This window comes from Aeromicrobium flavum, assembly GCF_007992115.1.
GTDB lineage: Bacteria > Actinomycetota > Actinomycetes > Propionibacteriales > Nocardioidaceae > Aeromicrobium > Aeromicrobium flavum.
This window is the reverse complement of sequence record NZ_BJZQ01000015.1, coordinates 35,781-53,487: the sequence shown is the minus strand read 5'-3', so window position 1 is coordinate 53,487 and position 17,707 is coordinate 35,781. Positions and strand designations below refer to the sequence as shown.

Genomic DNA, 17,707 nt, shown 5'->3' with positions numbered 1-17,707 from the left:
CAGCGAGGTGAATCGAGTTCCAAAAGTGGGAAGGGAGGGCCGGGGCGCGCCGCATCAGAACGGCTTCTGGAAGTACAGCGCGACGCTCTTGCCGAGCACCGGGTTCAGCGCCTTCTCGGCCCAGCGGGTGGTGCGGGGCGCCTTCATCATGTCCCAGACCAGCAGCTGGTGGTAGCCGCGCACGAGCGGGTGCTGGTCGCGGTCGACGCCGACGGCGCACTTGATCCACCAGTACGGCGCGTGCAGGGCGTGGGCGTGGTGCTGGTGCGTGAACCGCAGGCCCGTCGCCTCGAGCTTGGCGCGCAGCTCGTCGGCTTTGTAGATCCGGATGTGGCCGCCCTCGTTGGCGTGGTACTCGTCCGAGAGCTTCCAGCAGACGGCCTCGGGCATCCAGCGCGGCACCGTGACGGCCAGGACGCCACCGGGCGCCAGGATGCGCTCGAGCTCGCTGATCGCCTGGACGTCCTCGGGCACGTGCTCGAGGATCTCCGAGGCCAGGACGACGTCGAACGACCCGTCCTCGTACGGCATCTCGAGGATGTTGCCCACCTTGACCTGGCCGCTGCCGCCCGGCGGGACCTCACCCTCGAGGGCCATCGCGCCGAACATGTCCTCGACGCCCTTGAGCTCGACCTCGTCGAGGTCGAACGCGGTGACGTGGGCTCCGCGGCGCAGCGCCTCGTACGAGTGGCGGCCGGCGCCGGCGCCCACGTCGATGAATCGGGTGCCGCGCCCCACCCGGAGGCGGTCGAAATCAACGGTCAGCATGGGGGTTCCTTCCGTCCCGTGACGGGCGAGCACGGTGATCGCCGATCACCTTCTCATACGTCTGCGCGGTGGCTCGGGCCACGGCGATCCAACTGAAGCGGGTGAGGGCGCGCTCGCGGGCGACCGCCGACAGCCGGTCGCGCTCGTCGGGGTCGTCGAGCAGCCGGCCGACCTCGGTGACGAGCTGCTCGACGTCGCCGGGCTCGACCAGCACGCCCGCGTCGCCGACGACCTCGGGCAGGGCACCGGCGGCGCTGGCCACCAGCGGCGTGCCGCACGACATCGCCTCGACCGCCGGAAGGCTGAAGCCCTCGTACAGCGACGGCACGACCATCACCTGGGCGGACGAGATCAGCGCGGCCAGCTCCTCGTCGGAGATCCCGCTGTGCACCGTGACGATGCCGGCGAGGTCGCCGTGGTGGATGCGCTGGTGCGCCGGGCCGTCGGGGTCGAGGTTGGACACGAGCTGGACGTCGATGTCGCGGTCGGTGCTGAGCTTGGCCGCGGCGTCGAGGAAGTGGGACAGGCCCTTGAGCGGCGAGTCGGCGCTGGCGACCACGACGAGCCGCCCGGGCACCCGCGCGTCGGAGGGGCTGAACAGGTCGGTGTCGACGCCGAGCGGCACGACGGTCATCTGCTCCGGCTCGAGCCGGAAGTCCGCGACGGTGTCGGCCGCCGAGGCCGAGGAGACGCCCAGGATCGTGCGGATCCGGCGGGCGACGAACGCCTGCATCCGGACGAAGGCGTACCAGCGGCGGGTCGTGAACTGCTTGCGCAGCGGGGCGGCGGCGATGTCGAGGGCGCGGTCGCGACTGATCGGGTGGTGGATCGTGGCCAGGAACGGCTGCCGCGCATTGATCGACAGCAGGCCGAACCCGAGCGACTGGTTGTCGTGCACGACGTCGAAGCCCGAGAGGTCGAGGCGGCGGGCGCGCAGGCTGAACGTGAGGGGCTCGGGGAAGGCCGCGGTGACCATCTGCAGGTACTCGAGCACGTCGATCCAGTCGCGGAACTCGCGCAGCCTCGGCGTGCGGAACGGGTCGTCGTCGCGGTAGAGGTCGAGGCTCGGCACCTTCTCGAGGCGCACGCCCGGGTGAAGGTCCTCGGGGTACGGCTGGCCCGAGAAGATCGTGACCTCGTGCCCGAGGTCGGCGAGCCCGGCGCTGAGGTTGCGCACGTAGACGCCCTGTCCGCCGCTGTGCTGCTTGCTGCGGTACGACAACAGTGCGATCCGCACGCGGCCTCCTCGGTACTCGTGGGTAACCATTGTGCCCGGTGGCACCGCGATCGGCTCAGGCGGAGCCGATCCGCACGTCGGTCAGCGTGACGGGCAGGGCTGGCCGCAGCGTGTTGTGGACCTCGGCGACCGCGTCGGTCGCGCGGACCAGAGCGGCGACGCGAACCGGATCATCTCCGGACTCCACGTGGACGGAGTACGACAGCGCACGCGCCGGCTCGCCCCGGCCACCGAACTGCGCCTCGACCGTCACGCGGACCGCGTCCACCGTCACGTCGTGGGCCGGCGCCTCGCGGAACAGGTCGTTGACGAAGCACGTGGCCAGGGCCGACGCCAGCAGCTCGCCGCCGTTGACGGCCGGCAGCGCGAGGTCGGTCCGGCGCCCGTCGGTCTCGACCGCGACGTCGCGGCGGGTGGACTCCTGTCGGACGGTCGCGGTGATCCTCATCCTCCGAGAGTCCTCCGCCGCCCCCGCCACGGCAACCCGGTCAGTAGCCGAGGAAGTGGTCGCGCCTGGTGCGGCGGACCCGGCCGCGCAGGCTGCGTGCGACGGTGTCGACGAAGACGGGCCGTCCCGAGACGAGGGCCGTGCGGCGGTCGAGGTCGGGCACGAGCTCGGCGAGGACGTCGCCCCGCACCTGCTCGACGGGCAGCCGGACCACGCGCGCCCCCGAGGACTCGAGCTCGGCCACGTAGGGTTGGTCGTCGCGCTCGCCGACGACGACCACGACGTCGCGGTCGCGGTGGGCGGCCAGCTGGCTCAGGAACGGAGTCACGCCGATCCCGGCGCCGACCAGGATCACCGGGCCGGAGGCCGGCCAGACGAAGTCGCCGTGCACCGACGTCACGCGCACCCGGTCGCCGGGCGTGAGGGCGGCCAGCGCCCGCTTGTACGAGGACCCGGGCTCGGGGTGGCGGGTGGCCAGCACGACCTCCGACCCGGGCGCGGACACGGCGCTGAACATCCGCCGCTGTCCTCGGGTGTCCGTGCCGCGGTGCGGCACGTCGACCTCGACGTACTGCCCGGGCGCGAACCGCAGCGGCCGGTCGGCGTCGAAGACGTACTCCACGACGTCGCCGCCCCGGCTGCGCTGCTCGCGCAGGACGAGGGTGCGGGACCCCTGGCGCAGCGCGAACGCGACGAGTCCGGTCACGACGAGCGTCAGCTCGTAGGTGCTCGTGAACGGCTCGGACGTCCACGGCTCCCCGAACAGGCGCGAGGTCAGCAGCGGCCACGTGAAGAGCAGCCCCGCGAGCACCGCGACGCCCAGCTGCTGCGCCCGCCGCGGCGGCAGCGTCAGCGGCTCGCTCAGCATGAAGCCGCCGAAGAAGACGATGGGCGTGGAGTACGCCGTGAACCGCGCCGCGTCGGCGAGCCCGACGCCGGTGCCGACCTGCCAGCCCACCGTGACGGCGACCGCGACGACCGCGAAGAGGGCGCCCACCGCGAGCCGGCGAGTGCGGTGCAGCACGAGCACGGCGCCCACGAGGACGAACCAGAACAACGACTCGCTGGCCACCCACCAGCCGGTGAAGGGCACGGGCCAGTCCGTGATCCAGCCGACCAGCACCGCCAGCACCACGCCCGCGGCGGCGGGGTTCACGAGGTGGCGCCCCCGCCAGGCGATGGCGTACTTCGAGACCTGCGCCAGCGCGGCCACGAGGGCGAGCCACGCCAGCTGCTCGGCATCGGCCGAGGGCCAGTACAGGAACCACAGGATCAGCGCCGTCACCGCCGACGACTCCAGGTGCGGCCGCGCGCCCACCAGTCGGCCCACCGCCAGGTTCACCAGCAGGGACGTCGCGACCAGGACCACGAGGGTCGTCAGCAGCGCGCGCACGCCGAACACCGACGAGTCGAGCACCCCCAGGGCGGACTGCACGACCGCCACCGCGGCCAGCGCCAGCAGCACGACGGTGACGAGCCGGTACATCGTGAACCGGCCGAGCAGGCGGTCGAGCAAACTCATGCGAACACCTCTCCGGGAACTCCGTGCGCGACGATCCGCCGGTCGCGGCCGAGCGCCGCCCACCAGTGTCCCGCGACCGGCAGCTCGGCCGTGAAGAAGGCCGCCGTCGCCAGGCCGTCGGCCCACCCCGCGTCGGGCCCGCCGGCCCACGCCGCGACGACCTCGCGCGTGGGGCGGCCGGACCGGGCGTCGAGGACGTGGTGGAGGTCAGCCGACCAGCGCCGCCGGTTGCTGGCCGAGCCGCACAGGGCCTCGCCGTCGGGCACCTCCACGACGCCGACGGCCAGCTCGGGGTCCTGCGGGTCCTCCAGCGCCACCCGCAGGACGTGGCCGGAGCGGTTGACGAGGTCGCCGCTGGCGTCGACGACGCACGGCTGGTCGACCATCGCCGCCACCTGGCCGGCGAGCCAACCCTTGCCGACCGCGCCGATGTCGAGCACGACGGGGCCGGGCACCCGCAGGACCGTGCCGTCGAGCTCGCAGTCGGCCCACGACGGGATCCGCACGGGCTCGCCGGAGGGGGACAGCGAGTAGCCGCCGCCGTAGCCCAGCTGCTCCAGCGCACCCCCGACCAGGGGGCTCACCGCTCCCCCGGTCAGGGCGAAGAGGCGGTCGTAGACGGCCAGGATCGACGGTGCGTCCGGGCCCAGGTCGACGGCGGCGTCGTGGCGCAGCGCGTGGACGGTGGCGTCGTCGCGGAACCGCGACCACGTCCGGTCGAACTGCTCGATCCGGGACGTGATCGCGGCTCGCGGTCCGGGGCCGATCGGGTCGGGGGTCCCGATCGACCACGGAGTTCCGAGTGCGTCGAAACGCCACTCGGAGGTCATGGGCGGCTCAGGCCCGGGCCTGGCCGATGATCTGCTCGATGGCGTCGTTGAAGCCACCACTGGTCAGCGACGAGCCGGACACCTTGTCGATGTCGAGCTCGGTGATCTTGCGACCCTCGACCTTCGCGTCGATGCCGCTCTCGAACTTGCCCTGGTACTGCTCGGAGTTGCCGCTCTCGGCCTGGCCGTCGGCATCGAGGTCGGTGATCGTGCCGTCGGCGGCCAGCTCGACCTCGACCTCGATCGACTGCGTCTGGCCGTCGGGCGAGGTGTACGTGCCGGTGGCCTCGTAGTCACCGGGCGTGAACTCGCCGGCGGCACCGGCGGGCGCCGAGGCGGCCGGCTCGGACGCGGCGGGGGAGGTCGCGGCGGGGGTCTTGCTCGTCGCGTCCGCGTCGTCCTCCGCGGCGTCACTGCCGCAGGCGGCGAGTGTGAGCAGGGCGGTCGAGGCGGCCAGGGCGGCGTAGCTGCGACGCTTCGTCGGGTTCATCGGGCTCCTGATCGGGCGGCGGGATGGTTTCTCGTTCAACCGTCGTGCCTCCAACCTAGGCGACCCGCGCGCCGATATCGACTCCGTGACCGCCCTGCGGGCGGACGCACAGCGACTTCTCAGACTCGGGCGGGCGCGCTCAGTCGAGGCAGAACTCGTTGCCCTCGGGGTCCTGCATCACGATGAACCCGCTCTCGAGCGGCGGATCGGGCTCGACCCGTCGCACCCGGGTCGCGCCGAGCGGGACCAGCCGCTCGCACGCCGACTCCAGCGCGGTCATCCGTGCCTCGCCGTCCAGCGCCGGCGCGACACGGACGTCGAGGTGGACCCGGTTCTTGGCCACCTTGTCCTCGGGCACCCGCTGGAAGAACAGCCGCGGGCCGCTCCCCTGCGGGTCCTCGATCGCGGCCTTGGCGCGCCGCAGCTCCTCGGGGACCTGGATCGCCTCGAGGAACTCGTCCCAGGCCTGCCACGGGTCGGCCTCGGGAGGCAGCGTGACACCCGGTGGCGGAGGGACGTGATAGCCGAGCACGGCGGCCCAGAAGTCGGCCAGGGCCGGTGGGTCGTGGGCGTCGAAGGTGATCTGGACGTCGAGGCTCATGAGTGCTCCTTCACCGACCGCGCGGGGCCACGTCACCCATCGTGCACCCGGAAGGGGGACAGAATCGACCCATGTCACCGCACCGGCTGTTCCACCTCGTGCCCGAGGCCGGGTGGCGCGGGACGGGTGAGGCCTACGCGCCGGACTCGCTCCGCACCGAGGGATTCGTCCACCTGTCGACCGCCGCCCAGGTCGCCGGCACGGCCGGGCGGTTCTTCGCCGACGTCGACGACCTGCTGGTCCTGCACGTCGAGGTCCCCACCGACGACCCGCACCTGCGGTGGGAGCCGGCCGAGGGCCCCCGCGGCACCGACGACTTCCCGCACTACCACCGCGCCCTCCCCCGGCACTACGTCGTGGCCACGTCCAGATGGCGGTCGGGTGCGGATCGGTTGGGCCGCGAGTCTTAGGCTTGCCTCATGACTGTGGACAGGAAGGTGCGCGTCGCCGTCGTCGGCGCCGGCCCCGCGGGCGTGTACGCCGCCGACATCCTCACCAAGACCGAGGACCTCGACGTCACCGTCGACATCCTCGATCGCGACCCGACCCCGTTCGGCCTGATCCGCTACGGCGTGGCCCCCGACCACCCGCGGATCAAGGAGATCATCAAGGCGCTCAAGCGCGTGATGGCCAACGAGGACATCCGCTTCTTCGGCAACGTCAACTTCGGCACCGACATCAAGCTCGAGGACCTCAAGGGGTTCTACGACGCCGTCGTGTTCGCCACCGGAGCCCGCCGCGACCGTGAGCTCGAGATCCCGGGCGTCGACCTCGACGGCTCGTACGGCGCCGCCGACTTCGTCTACTGGTACGACGGTCACCCCGACGCCCCGCGCGAGTGGGACTTCCAGCCGCACGCCAAGGAGATCGCCGTCCTCGGCGTCGGCAACGTGGGCCTCGACGTCGCCCGCATCCTGGCCAAGACGGCCGACGAGCTGCTCGTCACCGAGATCCCCGACAACGTGTACGAGGGCCTCAAGAACAACGCCACCACCGACGTGCACGTGTTCGCCCGCCGCGGTCCGGCGCAGGTCAAGTTCACGCCGATGGAGCTGCGCGAGCTGAGCCACTCCCCCACGATCGACGTCGTCGTGCACCCCGAGGGCTACGAGTTCGACCACGGCTCGATGGAGGCGCTCGCCGCCGCCAAGAGCCAGAAGCTCGTCGTCAAGGTCCTGGGCGACTACCTGGCGAAGGAGCCCTCGGGCGCGCCGCACCGCATCCACATCCACTTCTGCCAGAGCCCGGTCGAGATCCTCGGTGAGGACGGCAAGGTCGTCGGCCTGCGCACCGAGATCACCGAGCTCGACGGGACCGGCAACGTCCGCGGCACCGGCCAGTTCAAGGACTGGCCGATCCAGGCCGTCTACCGCGCCATCGGCTACTACTCCGACAACCTGCCGGGGCTGCCCTTCGACGCCACCGCGGGCGTGCTGCCCAACGACGGCGGGCACGTGCTCGACATCGACGGCACCCCGCTGCCGGGGGTCTACGCCACTGGCTGGATCAAGCGCGGTCCGGTCGGCCTGATCGGCCACACGAAGTCCGACGCGGCCCAGACGATCAAGATGCTCGTCGAGGACCTTCCGAGCCTGCCCGCGCCGGAGTTCGCCGAGCGTGAGGCGTTCGACCGTCACCTCGACAGCCGTGGCGTGGAGTACACGACGTGGGAGGGCTGGGAGAAGCTCGACGCCCACGAGGAGTCCCTCGGCGCCAACGACGCCCACCCGCGCGAGCGCAAGAAGGTCGTCCCGCGCGAGGACATGGTCTCGATCGCTCGCGGCTGACCTCGCGCCTCCGCGCGCCAGATGTGTAGCGGTGTCCACCCGGTTTCGGCCCTCGCGGCCAGATTCGGGCGGACACCGCTACACATCTCGCGGGACGACGTCCCGATCTAGACTCGCGGCATGGGTCGACTGCTGCTGATGCGCCACGGCAAGGCCGCGTGGCCGGACGGGATCGAGGACGTCGAGCGACCGCTGGCCGACCGGGGTCGCCGCGAGGCCGCGCTGGCCGGCGACTGGATCCGCGAGCACGTCGGCACCGTCGACGCCGTGCTGTGCTCGTCGGCCCGGCGCACGCGCGAGACGTTCGCGGCCACCGGGATCGACGCGCCCGTGGCGTACCTCGACCAGCTCTACGAGGCGTGGACCGGTGACCTGCTCGCCGCGGTCAACCAGGTGGATCCGCTGGTGCAGACCGTGCTGCTCGTCGGCCACGCGCCCGGAACCCCCGGCCTGGCCGCCCGGCTCGCCGACGGCGCCTCCGACCCCGACCTCGTGAACCAGATCCGTGCCGGCTTCCCGACGTCGGCGATCGCCGTGCTGGACGCCGACCTGCCGTGGGCCGAACTCGACGCCGAGTCCGCGACCCTGGTCGACGTCGTCATCCCGCGCTGACCCGAGCACCCTCCTGCGCGGCGAGGGCGTCGGCGAGCATCGACCGTCCGAGCCAGACCGGCACCTCGGCGCGCACGTCCCGCGGCGCCTCGACCTGCACCTGCTCGGCCCGCACCGCGCGGTCCCACGAGACGTCGCCGCGCCAGACGCGCGTCATCGTGCGCAGACTCGACCGCACCGTCGCGGCCACCTCGTACCCGGGGTCGTGGTCGCACGTGTCGACGGAACCGTCGGCGACCACGAGCCACCAGCGCCCGGCGCGGGCCAGGTCGGTGAACTCCAGGGCGACGCAGGTGCGGCCGGCCGGCCACGCGGCGACCGGGATCGTGCGCCGGATGTCCCACATCAGCAGGTGCGGGTCGAGGTCCTCGTCGCCGAAGTCCTCCACCCAGCGCAGGCCCCAGACGCCCAGGCTCATGACCGCCGTGTGCAGGTCGCGGCCGCACGCGGTCAGCCGGTAGCCACCGTCGACGTGGTCGACGATCCCGTTCCGCTCGAGCGACTGCAGTCGCTTCGACAACAGGGCGGGCGACATCCGTGGCACGCCCCGGCGCAGCTCGTTGAAGCGCGTGCTGCCCAGCAGGAGCTCGCGGACGATCAGGATCGTCCAGCGCTCGTCGAGGATCTCCATCGCCTTCGCGAGCGGACAGAACTGGCCGTAGGACGTCGCCATGTGAAGCTCCTTCGTCCTGCTCATCGTGCGCCCGCGACGGCACCGCACACCAGTCCCCGGTGGGCGGCGGTACAGAAACAGAACTGGTATCACCGCCGGGCGCGGACGGACTCTGTGGGGGAAGCACCTCACAGGAAGAGACACCATGAGCACCACCGAGACCACGGCCGCCTCCGCGGCCCAGCAGGACCACGACCTGAAGGCCCGCCACGCGAGGATGTGGGCCTCGGGCGACTACCCGCGCGTCTGCCGCGAGGTCGTCTCCGCCTTGGGAGGCGTCCTGGTCGACGCGCTCGCCGTCGTCGAGGGCGAGCGCGTCCTCGACGTGGCAGCCGGCACCGGCAGCGCCGCCGTGCGCGCAGCCCGGCGCGGCGCGGACGTCGTCGCGTCGGACCTGACCCCGGAGCTGCTCGACGCGGGCCGGGAGTGCCACCCCGACGACACGATGGCGTGGGAGGTGGCCGACGCCGAGGACCTGCCGTACGAGGACGCGGCGTTCGACGTCGTCATGTCGTGCATCGGCGTGATGTTCGCGCCCCACCATCAAGCGGCGGCCGACGAGCTGGTCCGCACGTGCCGGCCGGGCGGCCGGATCGGCCTCGTGTCCTGGACACCGGAGGGCACGATCGGCCATCTGTTCGCCACCATGAAGCCCTACGTGCCGCCGCCGCCGGCCGGAGCGTCACCGCCTCCGCTGTGGGGCACCGAGGACCACGTCCGCGCCCTGTTCGGCGACCGGGTGCGCGACCTGCGGTTCCGCCGCCTCACCCTGCCGGTCACCCGGTTCCGGGACGGCGCGGAGTTCCGCGACTTCTTCGCGGCCCACTACGGCCCGACGATCACGGCCTACACCGCCCAGGGCGGCGACCCCGAGAAGATCGCGGCGATCGATCGTGACCTTGCCGCCCTGGGCGAGCGCGAGGGCGAGCACACCGACGACGGCTTCACGATGCAGTGGGAGTACCTGCTGGTGACTGCCGAGGTCGTCTGAGTGGGAGGACGGCCCCAGGACCTCCCTCGGTCCTGGAGCCGTCCGGCCTTCCCCCTCGTGCGGTCAGCGCACCCGCAGGACGAAGGCGCGCGACGCGGGCGCGGTCAGCGAGCTGCCGCCGTACCTCGCGGTCAGCCGCACCCTGCCCTTCGATGTCACGCGCTTCAGCGTGACCGTCGCCTTCCCGTCCCTCACCGCGGCCGAGCCCAGCAGCTTCGTGCCCCGGTAGATCCGGACCCGACCGGACTGCTCGGTGAACCCGGGCGTCCTGACCACGACGCGCACCTTCGCGCGGGTCTTCGTGGTGACCTTCTTGCTCAGGACCTTGGCGGAGAGGGTCGCCCGGGCCTTCGCGACCGTCACCGTGACCGTCGTCTGACCCGGCTCGACGCCCTGACCGCCGGCGTAGAAGACGGTGACGGGCGTGCTGCCCGGCCGCAGCGCCGTGCCGGGCACCCGCAGGACCGCACGACCGTCGACCATCAGCGCCGAGGCGAGCACACGGCCCTCGACCGTGGCGTAGGTCAGTCCGTTCGCTCCCGGCGCGCCCGTCACGGTGATCGTGGTCGGCTTGCCGTACGTGCCGCGCGACGCCGTGGCGACCAGCGTCGACTCGGCCCGGACGTCGACCTCGACCGTGCCGGTCGAGTCGGCGTAGCGACCGGCACCGGCGAAGGCCAGGTCGAGCGCCTGACGTCCCGCCTCGAGCGAGTTCGCCGGCACCGTGACGGTCGCCGTGCCGTCGGAGACCTCGGCCGAGCCCAGGACCTTGCCGTCCGAGGAGAGCGTCACCGTGCCGCGAGGCGAGCCCGTCCGCGCGCTGACGGTGACGTCGACCTCGAAGGCCTCGTCGGTCCACACCGGCGACGGCGCCCGGCCGGTGACGGTGGTGGCCACCTCAGCCGCTTCGCCCGGGTCGTAGCCGACGATCACGGGATCGTGGTCGCTGGCACGGAACGGCGACGACGCGTCGAACAGGTTCGTCACGTTGTTGTTGAACCGGCTGTACTCGCGGCCGATCGACTCGGGCGCGTTGATCGTCCAGACGTCGGCCCCCGTGACCCCGGCGAAGGCCGTCGGCGACGCGAAGACGTGGTCGAGCGAGCCGTGCAGGCCGTCGAACTGGTACGTCTCCTCGTCCGTCAGGCGCTGCTCGACGTTGATGAACCCGGCGTCCTCGATGATCGCCAGCGGGTCCTCCTTGGCGTAGGAGTTGAAGTCGCCCAGCAGGAAGACGCGGTCGGTGTCGGCCTGCTCCTCCAGCGAGGCCACGAAGTCGACGAGCGCCTCGGCCTGCGCGATGCGGGCCGGGTTGGACGCCCCCTGACCGTCGCCCTGGTCGGCGTTCTCACCCGAGCCGGATCCCTTGGACTTGAAGTGGTTGACGACCGCCAGGAAGTCCTGGCCCGCGTCGCCGTCGACGGGACGGAACTCCTGCGCCAGCGGGGCGCGGGCGCTCTCGAACGCGGGCGAGTCGAGGATGACGGACGGCCCGACCGGCTCGACGGAGTCGCGCTGGTGGATGAACGCGGTGCGGATGACGTCGCGGCCGTTCGCCGGCACCGTCGTGGGCGACAGCACCGCCGCCCAGCGCTGCGAACCGGCGTCGGCATTCAGCGCCGCCACGAGGGTCTTCAGCGCCTCGTCGCGGTCCGCGCCACCGAGGGTGCCGGTGTCCTCGATCTCCTCGAGCGAGAGCACGTCGGCGTCCAGGGTGTTGATCGCCGTGACGATCTTGGCCTGCTGACGGGCCAGGTCGGCGTCGTCGGCGGCACCGCGCGGGCCCTCGCCGCAGTCGTCTACCGTGACCGGCTCGCCGGCGCGGTCGGTGTAGTAGTCGCACTCGCCGCCTGCGGCCACCCAGTCCTCGCCGGTCGTCGTGAAGTAGTTCAGGACGTTGAACGACGCCAGCGTGACCGCGCCGCCGACGTCCTGCGGCGCGGCCTCACGCGTGCTGGTGGTCGAGACGGTGGCGGACTCGTCGCCCGCCGCGAACGGCACGGTGGGCTGCAGGTTCCAGCCGTTGTTGCGGTAGTCGAGGACGAGCACGTCGTCGATCGTGACCGAGGCCCCGGTGCGCACCTCGTTGCCCGCCGTGAGCCACGGGACCGGGACGTCGCTGTCGGGGCGCCGCGTGAAGTTGACGCTCTTGCCGTCGTCGAGCGTGATGAACCGCGCGGCGTTCTCCGCGACCAGCGCCCGGTAGGCGCTCGTGCGGGGACGAACCTCGTTGGTGGGCTGCGGCAGCACCGTGTCACCGGCGGCGAGACCGAGGGTGCCGAACGTGTTCGTGTCGTAGTTGTCCGTGATCGTCCAGGTGCCCGCCGTGGCGTCGACGAGCATGCCCTCGAGCGCCTCGCGCCGGTCCTCGGCCAGCGGGAAGGAGACCGGCGTCGGCGTGACCGTGCCCGCGACGGGTGCGTCCTCCCACGACGTGGCCGTCACCTGTGTCAGACCCCGGAACTCGGACACGGGACCCGTGACCTCGATCGTGTCGCCGAGGTCGACGGAGCCGGCGAACGCCGTCGAGCCGCCGTAGACGAAGAGGCCGTGCGAGGCCTCGCCCGCGGTGCCACCGGTGCCGGGCGTCTGGAGGTACGCACCATTGAAGCCGCCGGAGGCGTACACCGCCGTGACGACGCCCGTCGTGGTGACGGTGTCGCCGTCGAGCGGGCTGACGTCGTCGGTGCCCTGGATCTCGGCGATCGTGGCGTCCAGCACCGGCGGCGGCGCGACGTCGCACGCGGTGCCGCACGCCGCGGGACTCGGCGCCTGCTTCGTGAAGTCGGCGCCGTTCTGGTCGGTGTCGGCCGCGTTCGTGCGGGCGAGCGACTCGGTGACCGCGGGGTCCTGCGGCGCGGCGGCGGTGCCCTCGAAGGTGGTGGAGCTGCCGTAACCGACCAGGTCGACGAGGTTGCCGTCGGCCAGGACGGCGGCCGGCAGGCCGGTGAGCGCCGTCTGCGACTTCACCAGCGCGATGGTGCCCGACGCCCCGGAGGGGTTGATCGATCCGGTCACGTCGGGTGCGGGGAGATCGGCCCCGGCGGCCGTGGTGTTGCCCTGTCCCGCGACCAGGAACGTGGCGCCCGGCTGCACCTCGTGGGCACCGAGCGGCGTGACGCCGGAGAAGGCACCGGTGCCGCCGGACGAGCGGTACTGGACGGACCAGCCGGAGACGTCGATCGGGGCGTTGGTCGGGTTGCGCAACTCGACGTACTTGAGCTTGTACGCCGCGCCGGCGGAGCCGCCGTCGACGTAGACCTCGTCGATGACGAGGCCGGTGCCGCCGGGGGCGGCGAACGCGGCGGGCGGTACCGCCACGGCCGCGCCGGCCGCGAGCGCGAGCGCGGTCAGGCCGCGCAGGAAGAGACGAGACATCAGGATTCCCCTCGAGAAGTCAGGCTGGGTGTGGGACCGGGGCGGCCTGCGTGGCAGGCCGCCCCGGCTCCGGGTACTGCTACTTCATCTTGACGACCGTGGTCCTCACGGTGGTCTTCGAGCCGTTCGCGACCGCGCTGCCCGAGTAGGTGACCGTCAGCTTCGCCTTGCCCTTCGCGAGCTTGGCGAGCTTGACCGTGGCCCGGCCGTTCTTGACCTTGGCCTTGCCGACGACCTTGGACCCGCGCTTGACGACGACCGTGCCGCCGGTGGGGGTGAAGCCCTTCGCGGTGACGCGGGCCTTCAGCACCTTGCGCTGCCCGACCTTGATCTTCTGGGCCACCGCGGCCCGGATCGAGGTGGCGGCCTTCGTGACCTTGACGGTCACCGTGGCGTCGGCCGGCTCGTACGAGGCGCTGCCGTTGAAGAACAGGCCGAACGTGTGCGAGCCCGGCCGGAGCGCCGTGCCGCCGAAGCGGAACGTGCCCGCGCCGTCGGTCAGGAAGGCGGTGCCGACCGTGATGCCGAGCTGGTTGGCCACGTAGACGATCCCGGTGGTGCCGGGGGCGGCCGACATCGTAATCGTCGCTCCCGTGCCGTACGGGGTCGTCGAGCCGGTGGCCGTGAAGGGCGTCTCGCCCTTGATGACCTCGACCGACACGGTGGCCTCGGAGGAGGCCACCGACGCGGAGCCGCCGTAGACCACGGTCAGCGTGCGCTGCCCGAGTCGCAGGTCGGAGGCGTTCACCTCGACCGTGGCGGCGCCGTCGACCAGCTCGCCGGTGCCCACGACCTGGTCGCCGTCGAGCACCCGGACCGGGCCGGCGACGTCGACACCGGCGGCCGCGGCCACCTTGACCGCGACGTCGAAGGTCTCGCCCTTGACGACCTGTGCCGGCGCGGTGGCGGTCGTCGTCGAGGCGGCCTTCTCGACCGTCAGCGGGATCGTGGCGACCGTGCCACTGGGGGCGGCGGTGGCCCGGATCGTGGCTCCGGCGGCGGCACCGGCAGGCACCGTGAAGGTGAACGTGCCGGAGGCGCCGTCGGTGACGGGCTGGCTGCCGAGGTCGAGCGTCTGACCGTCGCCGTACTCGAGCGTGGCCGCGACCGTGGTGTTGGCCGGGCTGCCAAGCGACGTGAGGTTGAGCTTCGGCAGCGAGAAGCTGACCGAGTCGCCGACCTCGTAGGACGCGGCGAGGCCGGTCACGGCCACCGCGCGGCGACCGAAGTCGGGCGAGACGGGCGACCGGTCGCCGAGGTATTCGATCCAGCCCTCGTAGTCGACGACGCCGGTGTCCACCCACGTGCCCTCGGTGAACGCGCGGAAGTTGTCGCCACCGGTGGCCAGGAAGGACGGCGCGATGACCTTGTAGGACGTCGCCGGGTCGATCAGCCGGTCGTCGATCCAGACGCTCGTGATGCGCTGGCCCTCCGGCCGCGTGGCGTCGTAGGTGTAGCGGACGTTGTCCGAGACGCCCAGCTGCAGGTACGGGCGGCTCGGCACCGCGCCGTCCTTGTCGCGCTGCCACTGCTGCTCGAGGACCTTCTTCAGCGACGCGCCCGTGAGCGTGACCGTGTAGAGGTTGTTCGTGAACGGCAGGATCGTGTTCGCCTCGGCGAACGTCACGACGCCGTCGGTGTTGTTCGGGCCGCCCGTGGCCGTGTTGCCGGCGTAGAACAGCTCGGAGTTGCGCAGGCCGCCGGGGTTGTTGATCGCCAGGTCGGCCGGCGCCGGGGTGCCCTGGGACTGGGCCAGCATCGCGTCGGGCACGAGGTTGCCCAGCGTCGACTCGCTGGCGCGGTCGTCGGTGTTGCCGCCGGTGTACCTGCCGTCGACGTAGCTGCCGCCGCTGAAGGCGCGCGTGATGTCGGCGGTGATCTCGCCGACCTTCTCGTTGCCGATCTCGGTGGCGTGGGCGAGGGCCTCGTCGACGATCGTCTTGACCGCGGCGACCCGGGGCAGGGCGAGGTCGGCGGTCGCGACGCGGGGCACGTTGGTGACCGTGTTCGCCGCGACGGCCCCGGTGTCGGGATCGACCGACAGCGTGACCTTGCCGATGTTCTCGCCGTAGCTGCCGGTCTGGATGACCGGGCGCGTCACGCCGGACTGGCCGGGCACCGGGGCGTCCCAGGCGTAGGCCTTGTGGGTGTGGCCGGTGAAGATCGCGTCGACCGAGGGGTCGGTGCCGTTGACGATGTCGGCGAAGGCGCCGCCGGCGGCGACCTCCTGCGCCAGCGACGAGCCGTCGGGCGTGCCGGCGCCGGCACCCTCGTGGTACGCCGCGACGATGACGTCGGGCTGGTCGGCCGCGGGCAGCGCCTCGAGCCGCTCGACCTCGTCGTTGACGGCGTCGACGGGGTCGGTGAAGTCCAGGTTCGCGATGCCCGTCGGCGTCACGAGGGTCGGTGTCTCCTGGGTGACGGCGCCGATGACGGCCACCTCCAGGCCGTTCACCGTGTACGTCTCGGACGCGGGCAGCGCGGCCGAGCCGTCCGCCTTGAGTCGCACGTTGGCGCCCAGGTACGGGAAGTCGGCCCGGTCGGCCACGCGGCCGGTCAGGTCGGCGAAGCCGCGGTCGAACTCGTGGTTGCCCACCGCGGACACGGCCAGGTCGAGCGCGTTGAGCACGTCGATCGTGGGCGCGTCCTGCTGGGTGGCCGACGCGAACGGCGAGGCGCCGATGTTGTCGCCCACGGACAGGAACAGGGTGTTCGCCTCGCCGGCGGACTGCCTGATCTGCTCCACGGTCGTGGCGAACTTGGTGGTGTTCGCGTCGATGCGGCCGTGGAAGTCGTTGATGTCGACGAGGGTGATGTCGACGGGGTCGGCGGCGTGGGCCGACGGTGTCACCGCGAGGGGAGCGCTGATCAGCGCGCCGATCGCGACGACCGAGAGGGATCGTCGGGACTTCAAGATCATCTGTCCTTATGTCGCAGGGGAACCGGTTGCCACACGGTAACCCTGAGAATCACCCAAGAGGAATGGCTGGCGAGTGACAGTTCGATGAAGAGCCCACGACGGTCAGTGGACGACGGAGGCCTGCAGGCGGCACGGCCCGTCGGGCGCGGCCACGATCGGGTCGACCGTGAACGGGACGCTGGAGCCGGCACCCACCCGGTCGAGGTCGAGCGTGCGGGCGGGTCCGGTCTGCTGGCCGATGAAGACCGTGAGCCGGTAGTCGCGGGACTTCGGCCCGGAGTTCTCGAGGGTCCCCTTCACCTTCCACCGCCCGGAGTCGTCCTGACGGCAGGAGAAGGACGTGATCGCCAGCGGGTCGACCGTGCCCGCGGTCTGGGCGGGCACGCCGGGCGCCACGGCCGACGACGCGTCGGCCTGCGGGGTCGGCTCGTCGTCCCCGCCGCCACAGGCCGCCAGGGGCAGGACGAACAGCACCGAGATCCACGCACGCATGCCGCCATCCCATCACGGCCCCCCGTCCCGGCCGCGGAGGCTCACCCGTCCGCCGTTATCATCGAAGATGAGGAATCCATCATCTTTTCTGGGAGGCCGTGTGACCATCGAACGCATCGGAGTCGTCGGGGGCGGGCTCATGGGCTCCGGCATCGCCGAGGTCAATGCCCGGGCCGGCCTCTCGGTCGTCGTGATCGAGGTGACCGAGGAGTCCGCCGAGGCCGCGCGCGGGCGCATCACCGCGTCGCTGCAGCGCGCCGTCGACCGCGGCAAGCTGACCGAGCAGGACCGTGACGCCACCCTCGCCTCCATCGTCATCTCGACCGACCTCGACGCGCTGGCCGACCGCCAGCTCGTCGTCGAGGCCGCGAGCGAGAAGGAGTCGATCAAGCTCGACCTCTTCACGCGCATCGGGAAGATCCTGCAGGACCCTGACGCGATCCTGGCGTCGAACACCTCGTCGATCCCGATCGTGAAGCTCGGTGCGGCCTCGGGCCGGGCCGACCGCGTCGTGGGGGTCCACTTCTTCAACCCCGCGCCGGTCATGAAGCTCGTCGAGCTCATCCCGTCGCTGACCACGTCGGACAAGACGCTCGAGCGCATGCGCGCCTACGTCTCGGACACGCTGGGCAAGCAGCCGATCGACGCCACCGACCGCGCGGGCTTCATCGTCAACTCGCTGCTGGTGCCGTACCTGCTGTCGGCGATCCGGATGTACGAGGCGGGCTACGCCTCGGCGAAGGACATCGACAACGGCATGGTGCTCGGCTGCGGCCACCCGATGGGTCCGCTCGCGCTGAGCGACCTCATCGGCCTCGACACGATCAAGGCCATCGGCGAGTCGATGTACGAGGAGTTCAAGGAGCCCCTCTACTCGCCGCCGCCGCTGCTCGACCGCATGGTCGACGCGGGGCTGATGGGCAAGAAGTCGGGACAGGGCTTCTACCCCTACCCCTGA

At 71.9% G+C, this 17,707-nt stretch carries 16 protein-coding genes; 5 read left to right on the top strand and 11 right to left on the bottom strand.

The annotated features are described in order from the left end of the window. Nucleotides 1-54: 54 nt before the first annotated feature. The 7 genes from AFL01nite_RS12720 to AFL01nite_RS12690 form a co-directional block, all read right to left on the bottom strand. On the bottom strand, nucleotides 55-768 hold the full coding sequence (locus AFL01nite_RS12720; RefSeq protein WP_146828067.1) for a class I SAM-dependent methyltransferase: 714 nt from the start codon (nucleotides 766-768) through the stop codon (nucleotides 55-57). Continuing rightward, nucleotides 755-2,005 (bottom strand): glycosyltransferase family 4 protein, encoded by a 1,251-nt coding sequence (locus tag AFL01nite_RS12715; RefSeq protein ID WP_146828066.1) that lies wholly within the window; start codon nucleotides 2,003-2,005, stop codon nucleotides 755-757. The genes AFL01nite_RS12720 and AFL01nite_RS12715 overlap by 14 nt, the downstream gene beginning before the upstream one ends. Nucleotides 2,006-2,060: 55 nt before the next feature. After that, nucleotides 2,061-2,453 (bottom strand): OsmC family protein, encoded by a 393-nt coding sequence (locus AFL01nite_RS12710; protein ID WP_146828065.1) that lies wholly within the window; start codon nucleotides 2,451-2,453, stop codon nucleotides 2,061-2,063. A 40-nt stretch (nucleotides 2,454-2,493) separates the two neighbouring features. After that, nucleotides 2,494-3,975 (bottom strand): FAD-dependent oxidoreductase, encoded by a 1,482-nt coding sequence (locus AFL01nite_RS12705; RefSeq protein ID WP_146828064.1) that lies wholly within the window; start codon nucleotides 3,973-3,975, stop codon nucleotides 2,494-2,496. Continuing rightward, nucleotides 3,972-4,805, bottom strand: a complete 834-nt coding sequence (locus AFL01nite_RS12700) for an FAD:protein FMN transferase (RefSeq protein ID WP_146828063.1) — start codon at nucleotides 4,803-4,805, stop codon at nucleotides 3,972-3,974. The genes AFL01nite_RS12705 and AFL01nite_RS12700 overlap by 4 nt, the downstream gene beginning before the upstream one ends. 7 nt (nucleotides 4,806-4,812) lie before the next feature. Next, on the bottom strand, nucleotides 4,813-5,295 hold the full coding sequence (locus tag AFL01nite_RS12695) for an FMN-binding protein (protein ID WP_146828062.1): 483 nt from the start codon (nucleotides 5,293-5,295) through the stop codon (nucleotides 4,813-4,815). Nucleotides 5,296-5,434: 139 nt separating this feature from the next. Then, on the bottom strand, nucleotides 5,435-5,896 hold the full coding sequence (locus AFL01nite_RS12690) for a VOC family protein (protein ID WP_146828061.1): 462 nt from the start codon (nucleotides 5,894-5,896) through the stop codon (nucleotides 5,435-5,437). 71 nt (nucleotides 5,897-5,967) lie between these two features. On the opposite strand from AFL01nite_RS12690, the gene AFL01nite_RS12685 reads away from it, so the two are divergent. The 3 genes from AFL01nite_RS12685 (at nucleotide 5,968) to AFL01nite_RS12675 (ending at nucleotide 8,295) form a co-directional block, all read left to right on the top strand. After that, nucleotides 5,968-6,306, top strand: coding sequence for a DUF952 domain-containing protein (locus AFL01nite_RS12685; protein WP_146828060.1), 339 nt, complete (start codon nucleotides 5,968-5,970; stop codon nucleotides 6,304-6,306). A 9-nt stretch (nucleotides 6,307-6,315) separates the two neighbouring features. Then, nucleotides 6,316-7,683 carry an FAD-dependent oxidoreductase gene (locus AFL01nite_RS12680; protein ID WP_186813943.1) on the top strand — a complete coding sequence of 456 codons (1,368 nt, stop codon included), beginning with the start codon at nucleotides 6,316-6,318 and terminating at the stop codon, nucleotides 7,681-7,683. Nucleotides 7,684-7,803: 120 nt separating this feature from the next. Then, the gene (locus tag AFL01nite_RS12675; protein WP_146828059.1) at nucleotides 7,804-8,295 is read left to right on the top strand and encodes a SixA phosphatase family protein; all 492 of its coding nucleotides are present in this window, start codon (nucleotides 7,804-7,806) and stop codon (nucleotides 8,293-8,295) included. Here AFL01nite_RS12675 and AFL01nite_RS12670 read toward each other — a convergent pair. Beyond that, nucleotides 8,282-8,968: a winged helix-turn-helix transcriptional regulator gene (locus tag AFL01nite_RS12670; protein WP_146828058.1), complete on the bottom strand. Its 687-nt coding sequence runs from the start codon at nucleotides 8,966-8,968 to the stop codon at nucleotides 8,282-8,284. The two genes, AFL01nite_RS12675 and AFL01nite_RS12670, sit on opposite strands and share 14 nt — an antisense overlap. 145 nt (nucleotides 8,969-9,113) lie before the next feature. Between AFL01nite_RS12670 and AFL01nite_RS12665 the strand changes: the two genes are divergently transcribed. Then, nucleotides 9,114-9,959 (top strand): class I SAM-dependent methyltransferase, encoded by an 846-nt coding sequence (locus AFL01nite_RS12665; RefSeq protein WP_146828057.1) that lies wholly within the window; start codon nucleotides 9,114-9,116, stop codon nucleotides 9,957-9,959. A gap of 63 nt (nucleotides 9,960-10,022) precedes the next feature. On the opposite strand, the gene AFL01nite_RS12660 is transcribed toward AFL01nite_RS12665, so the two are convergent. The 3 genes from AFL01nite_RS12660 to AFL01nite_RS12650 form a co-directional block, all read right to left on the bottom strand. Beyond that, complete coding sequence (locus AFL01nite_RS12660) at nucleotides 10,023-13,337, bottom strand: ExeM/NucH family extracellular endonuclease (RefSeq protein WP_146828056.1); 3,315 nt, start codon at nucleotides 13,335-13,337, stop codon at nucleotides 10,023-10,025. Nucleotides 13,338-13,416: 79 nt separating this feature from the next. Beyond that, a complete protein-coding gene (locus AFL01nite_RS12655) occupies nucleotides 13,417-16,251 on the bottom strand; it encodes a 5'-nucleotidase C-terminal domain-containing protein (RefSeq protein ID WP_222593521.1) in 2,835 nt (944 codons plus the stop codon). A gap of 108 nt (nucleotides 16,252-16,359) precedes the next feature. Continuing rightward, a complete protein-coding gene (locus tag AFL01nite_RS12650) occupies nucleotides 16,360-16,749 on the bottom strand; it encodes a hypothetical protein (RefSeq protein WP_146828054.1) in 390 nt (129 codons plus the stop codon). Between the two features lie 106 nt (nucleotides 16,750-16,855). Here AFL01nite_RS12650 and AFL01nite_RS12645 point away from each other — a divergent pair, with 106 nt between their 5' ends. Beyond that, a complete protein-coding gene (locus AFL01nite_RS12645) occupies nucleotides 16,856-17,707 on the top strand; it encodes a 3-hydroxybutyryl-CoA dehydrogenase (protein WP_281285739.1) in 852 nt (283 codons plus the stop codon).

Coding starts and splice junctions, on each gene's coding strand:
- AFL01nite_RS12650 (WP_146828054.1), bottom strand. CDS start 16,749: ATGCGTGCGTGGATCTCGGTGCTGTTCGTCCTGCCCCTGGCGGCCTGT.
- AFL01nite_RS12675 (WP_146828059.1), top strand. CDS start 7,804: ATGGGTCGACTGCTGCTGATGCGCCACGGCAAGGCCGCGTGGCCGGAC.
- AFL01nite_RS12720 (WP_146828067.1), bottom strand. CDS start 768: ATGCTGACCGTTGATTTCGACCGCCTCCGGGTGGGGCGCGGCACCCGA.
- AFL01nite_RS12690 (WP_146828061.1), bottom strand. CDS start 5,896: ATGAGCCTCGACGTCCAGATCACCTTCGACGCCCACGACCCACCGGCC.
- AFL01nite_RS12670 (WP_146828058.1), bottom strand. CDS start 8,968: ATGGCGACGTCCTACGGCCAGTTCTGTCCGCTCGCGAAGGCGATGGAG.
- AFL01nite_RS12660 (WP_146828056.1), bottom strand. CDS start 13,337: ATGTCTCGTCTCTTCCTGCGCGGCCTGACCGCGCTCGCGCTCGCGGCC.
- AFL01nite_RS12700 (WP_146828063.1), bottom strand. CDS start 4,805: ATGACCTCCGAGTGGCGTTTCGACGCACTCGGAACTCCGTGGTCGATC.
- AFL01nite_RS12665 (WP_146828057.1), top strand. CDS start 9,114: ATGAGCACCACCGAGACCACGGCCGCCTCCGCGGCCCAGCAGGACCAC.
- AFL01nite_RS12695 (WP_146828062.1), bottom strand. CDS start 5,295: ATGAACCCGACGAAGCGTCGCAGCTACGCCGCCCTGGCCGCCTCGACC.
- AFL01nite_RS12685 (WP_146828060.1), top strand. CDS start 5,968: ATGTCACCGCACCGGCTGTTCCACCTCGTGCCCGAGGCCGGGTGGCGC.
- AFL01nite_RS12705 (WP_146828064.1), bottom strand. CDS start 3,975: ATGAGTTTGCTCGACCGCCTGCTCGGCCGGTTCACGATGTACCGGCTC.
- AFL01nite_RS12710 (WP_146828065.1), bottom strand. CDS start 2,453: ATGAGGATCACCGCGACCGTCCGACAGGAGTCCACCCGCCGCGACGTC.
- AFL01nite_RS12680 (WP_186813943.1), top strand. CDS start 6,316: ATGACTGTGGACAGGAAGGTGCGCGTCGCCGTCGTCGGCGCCGGCCCC.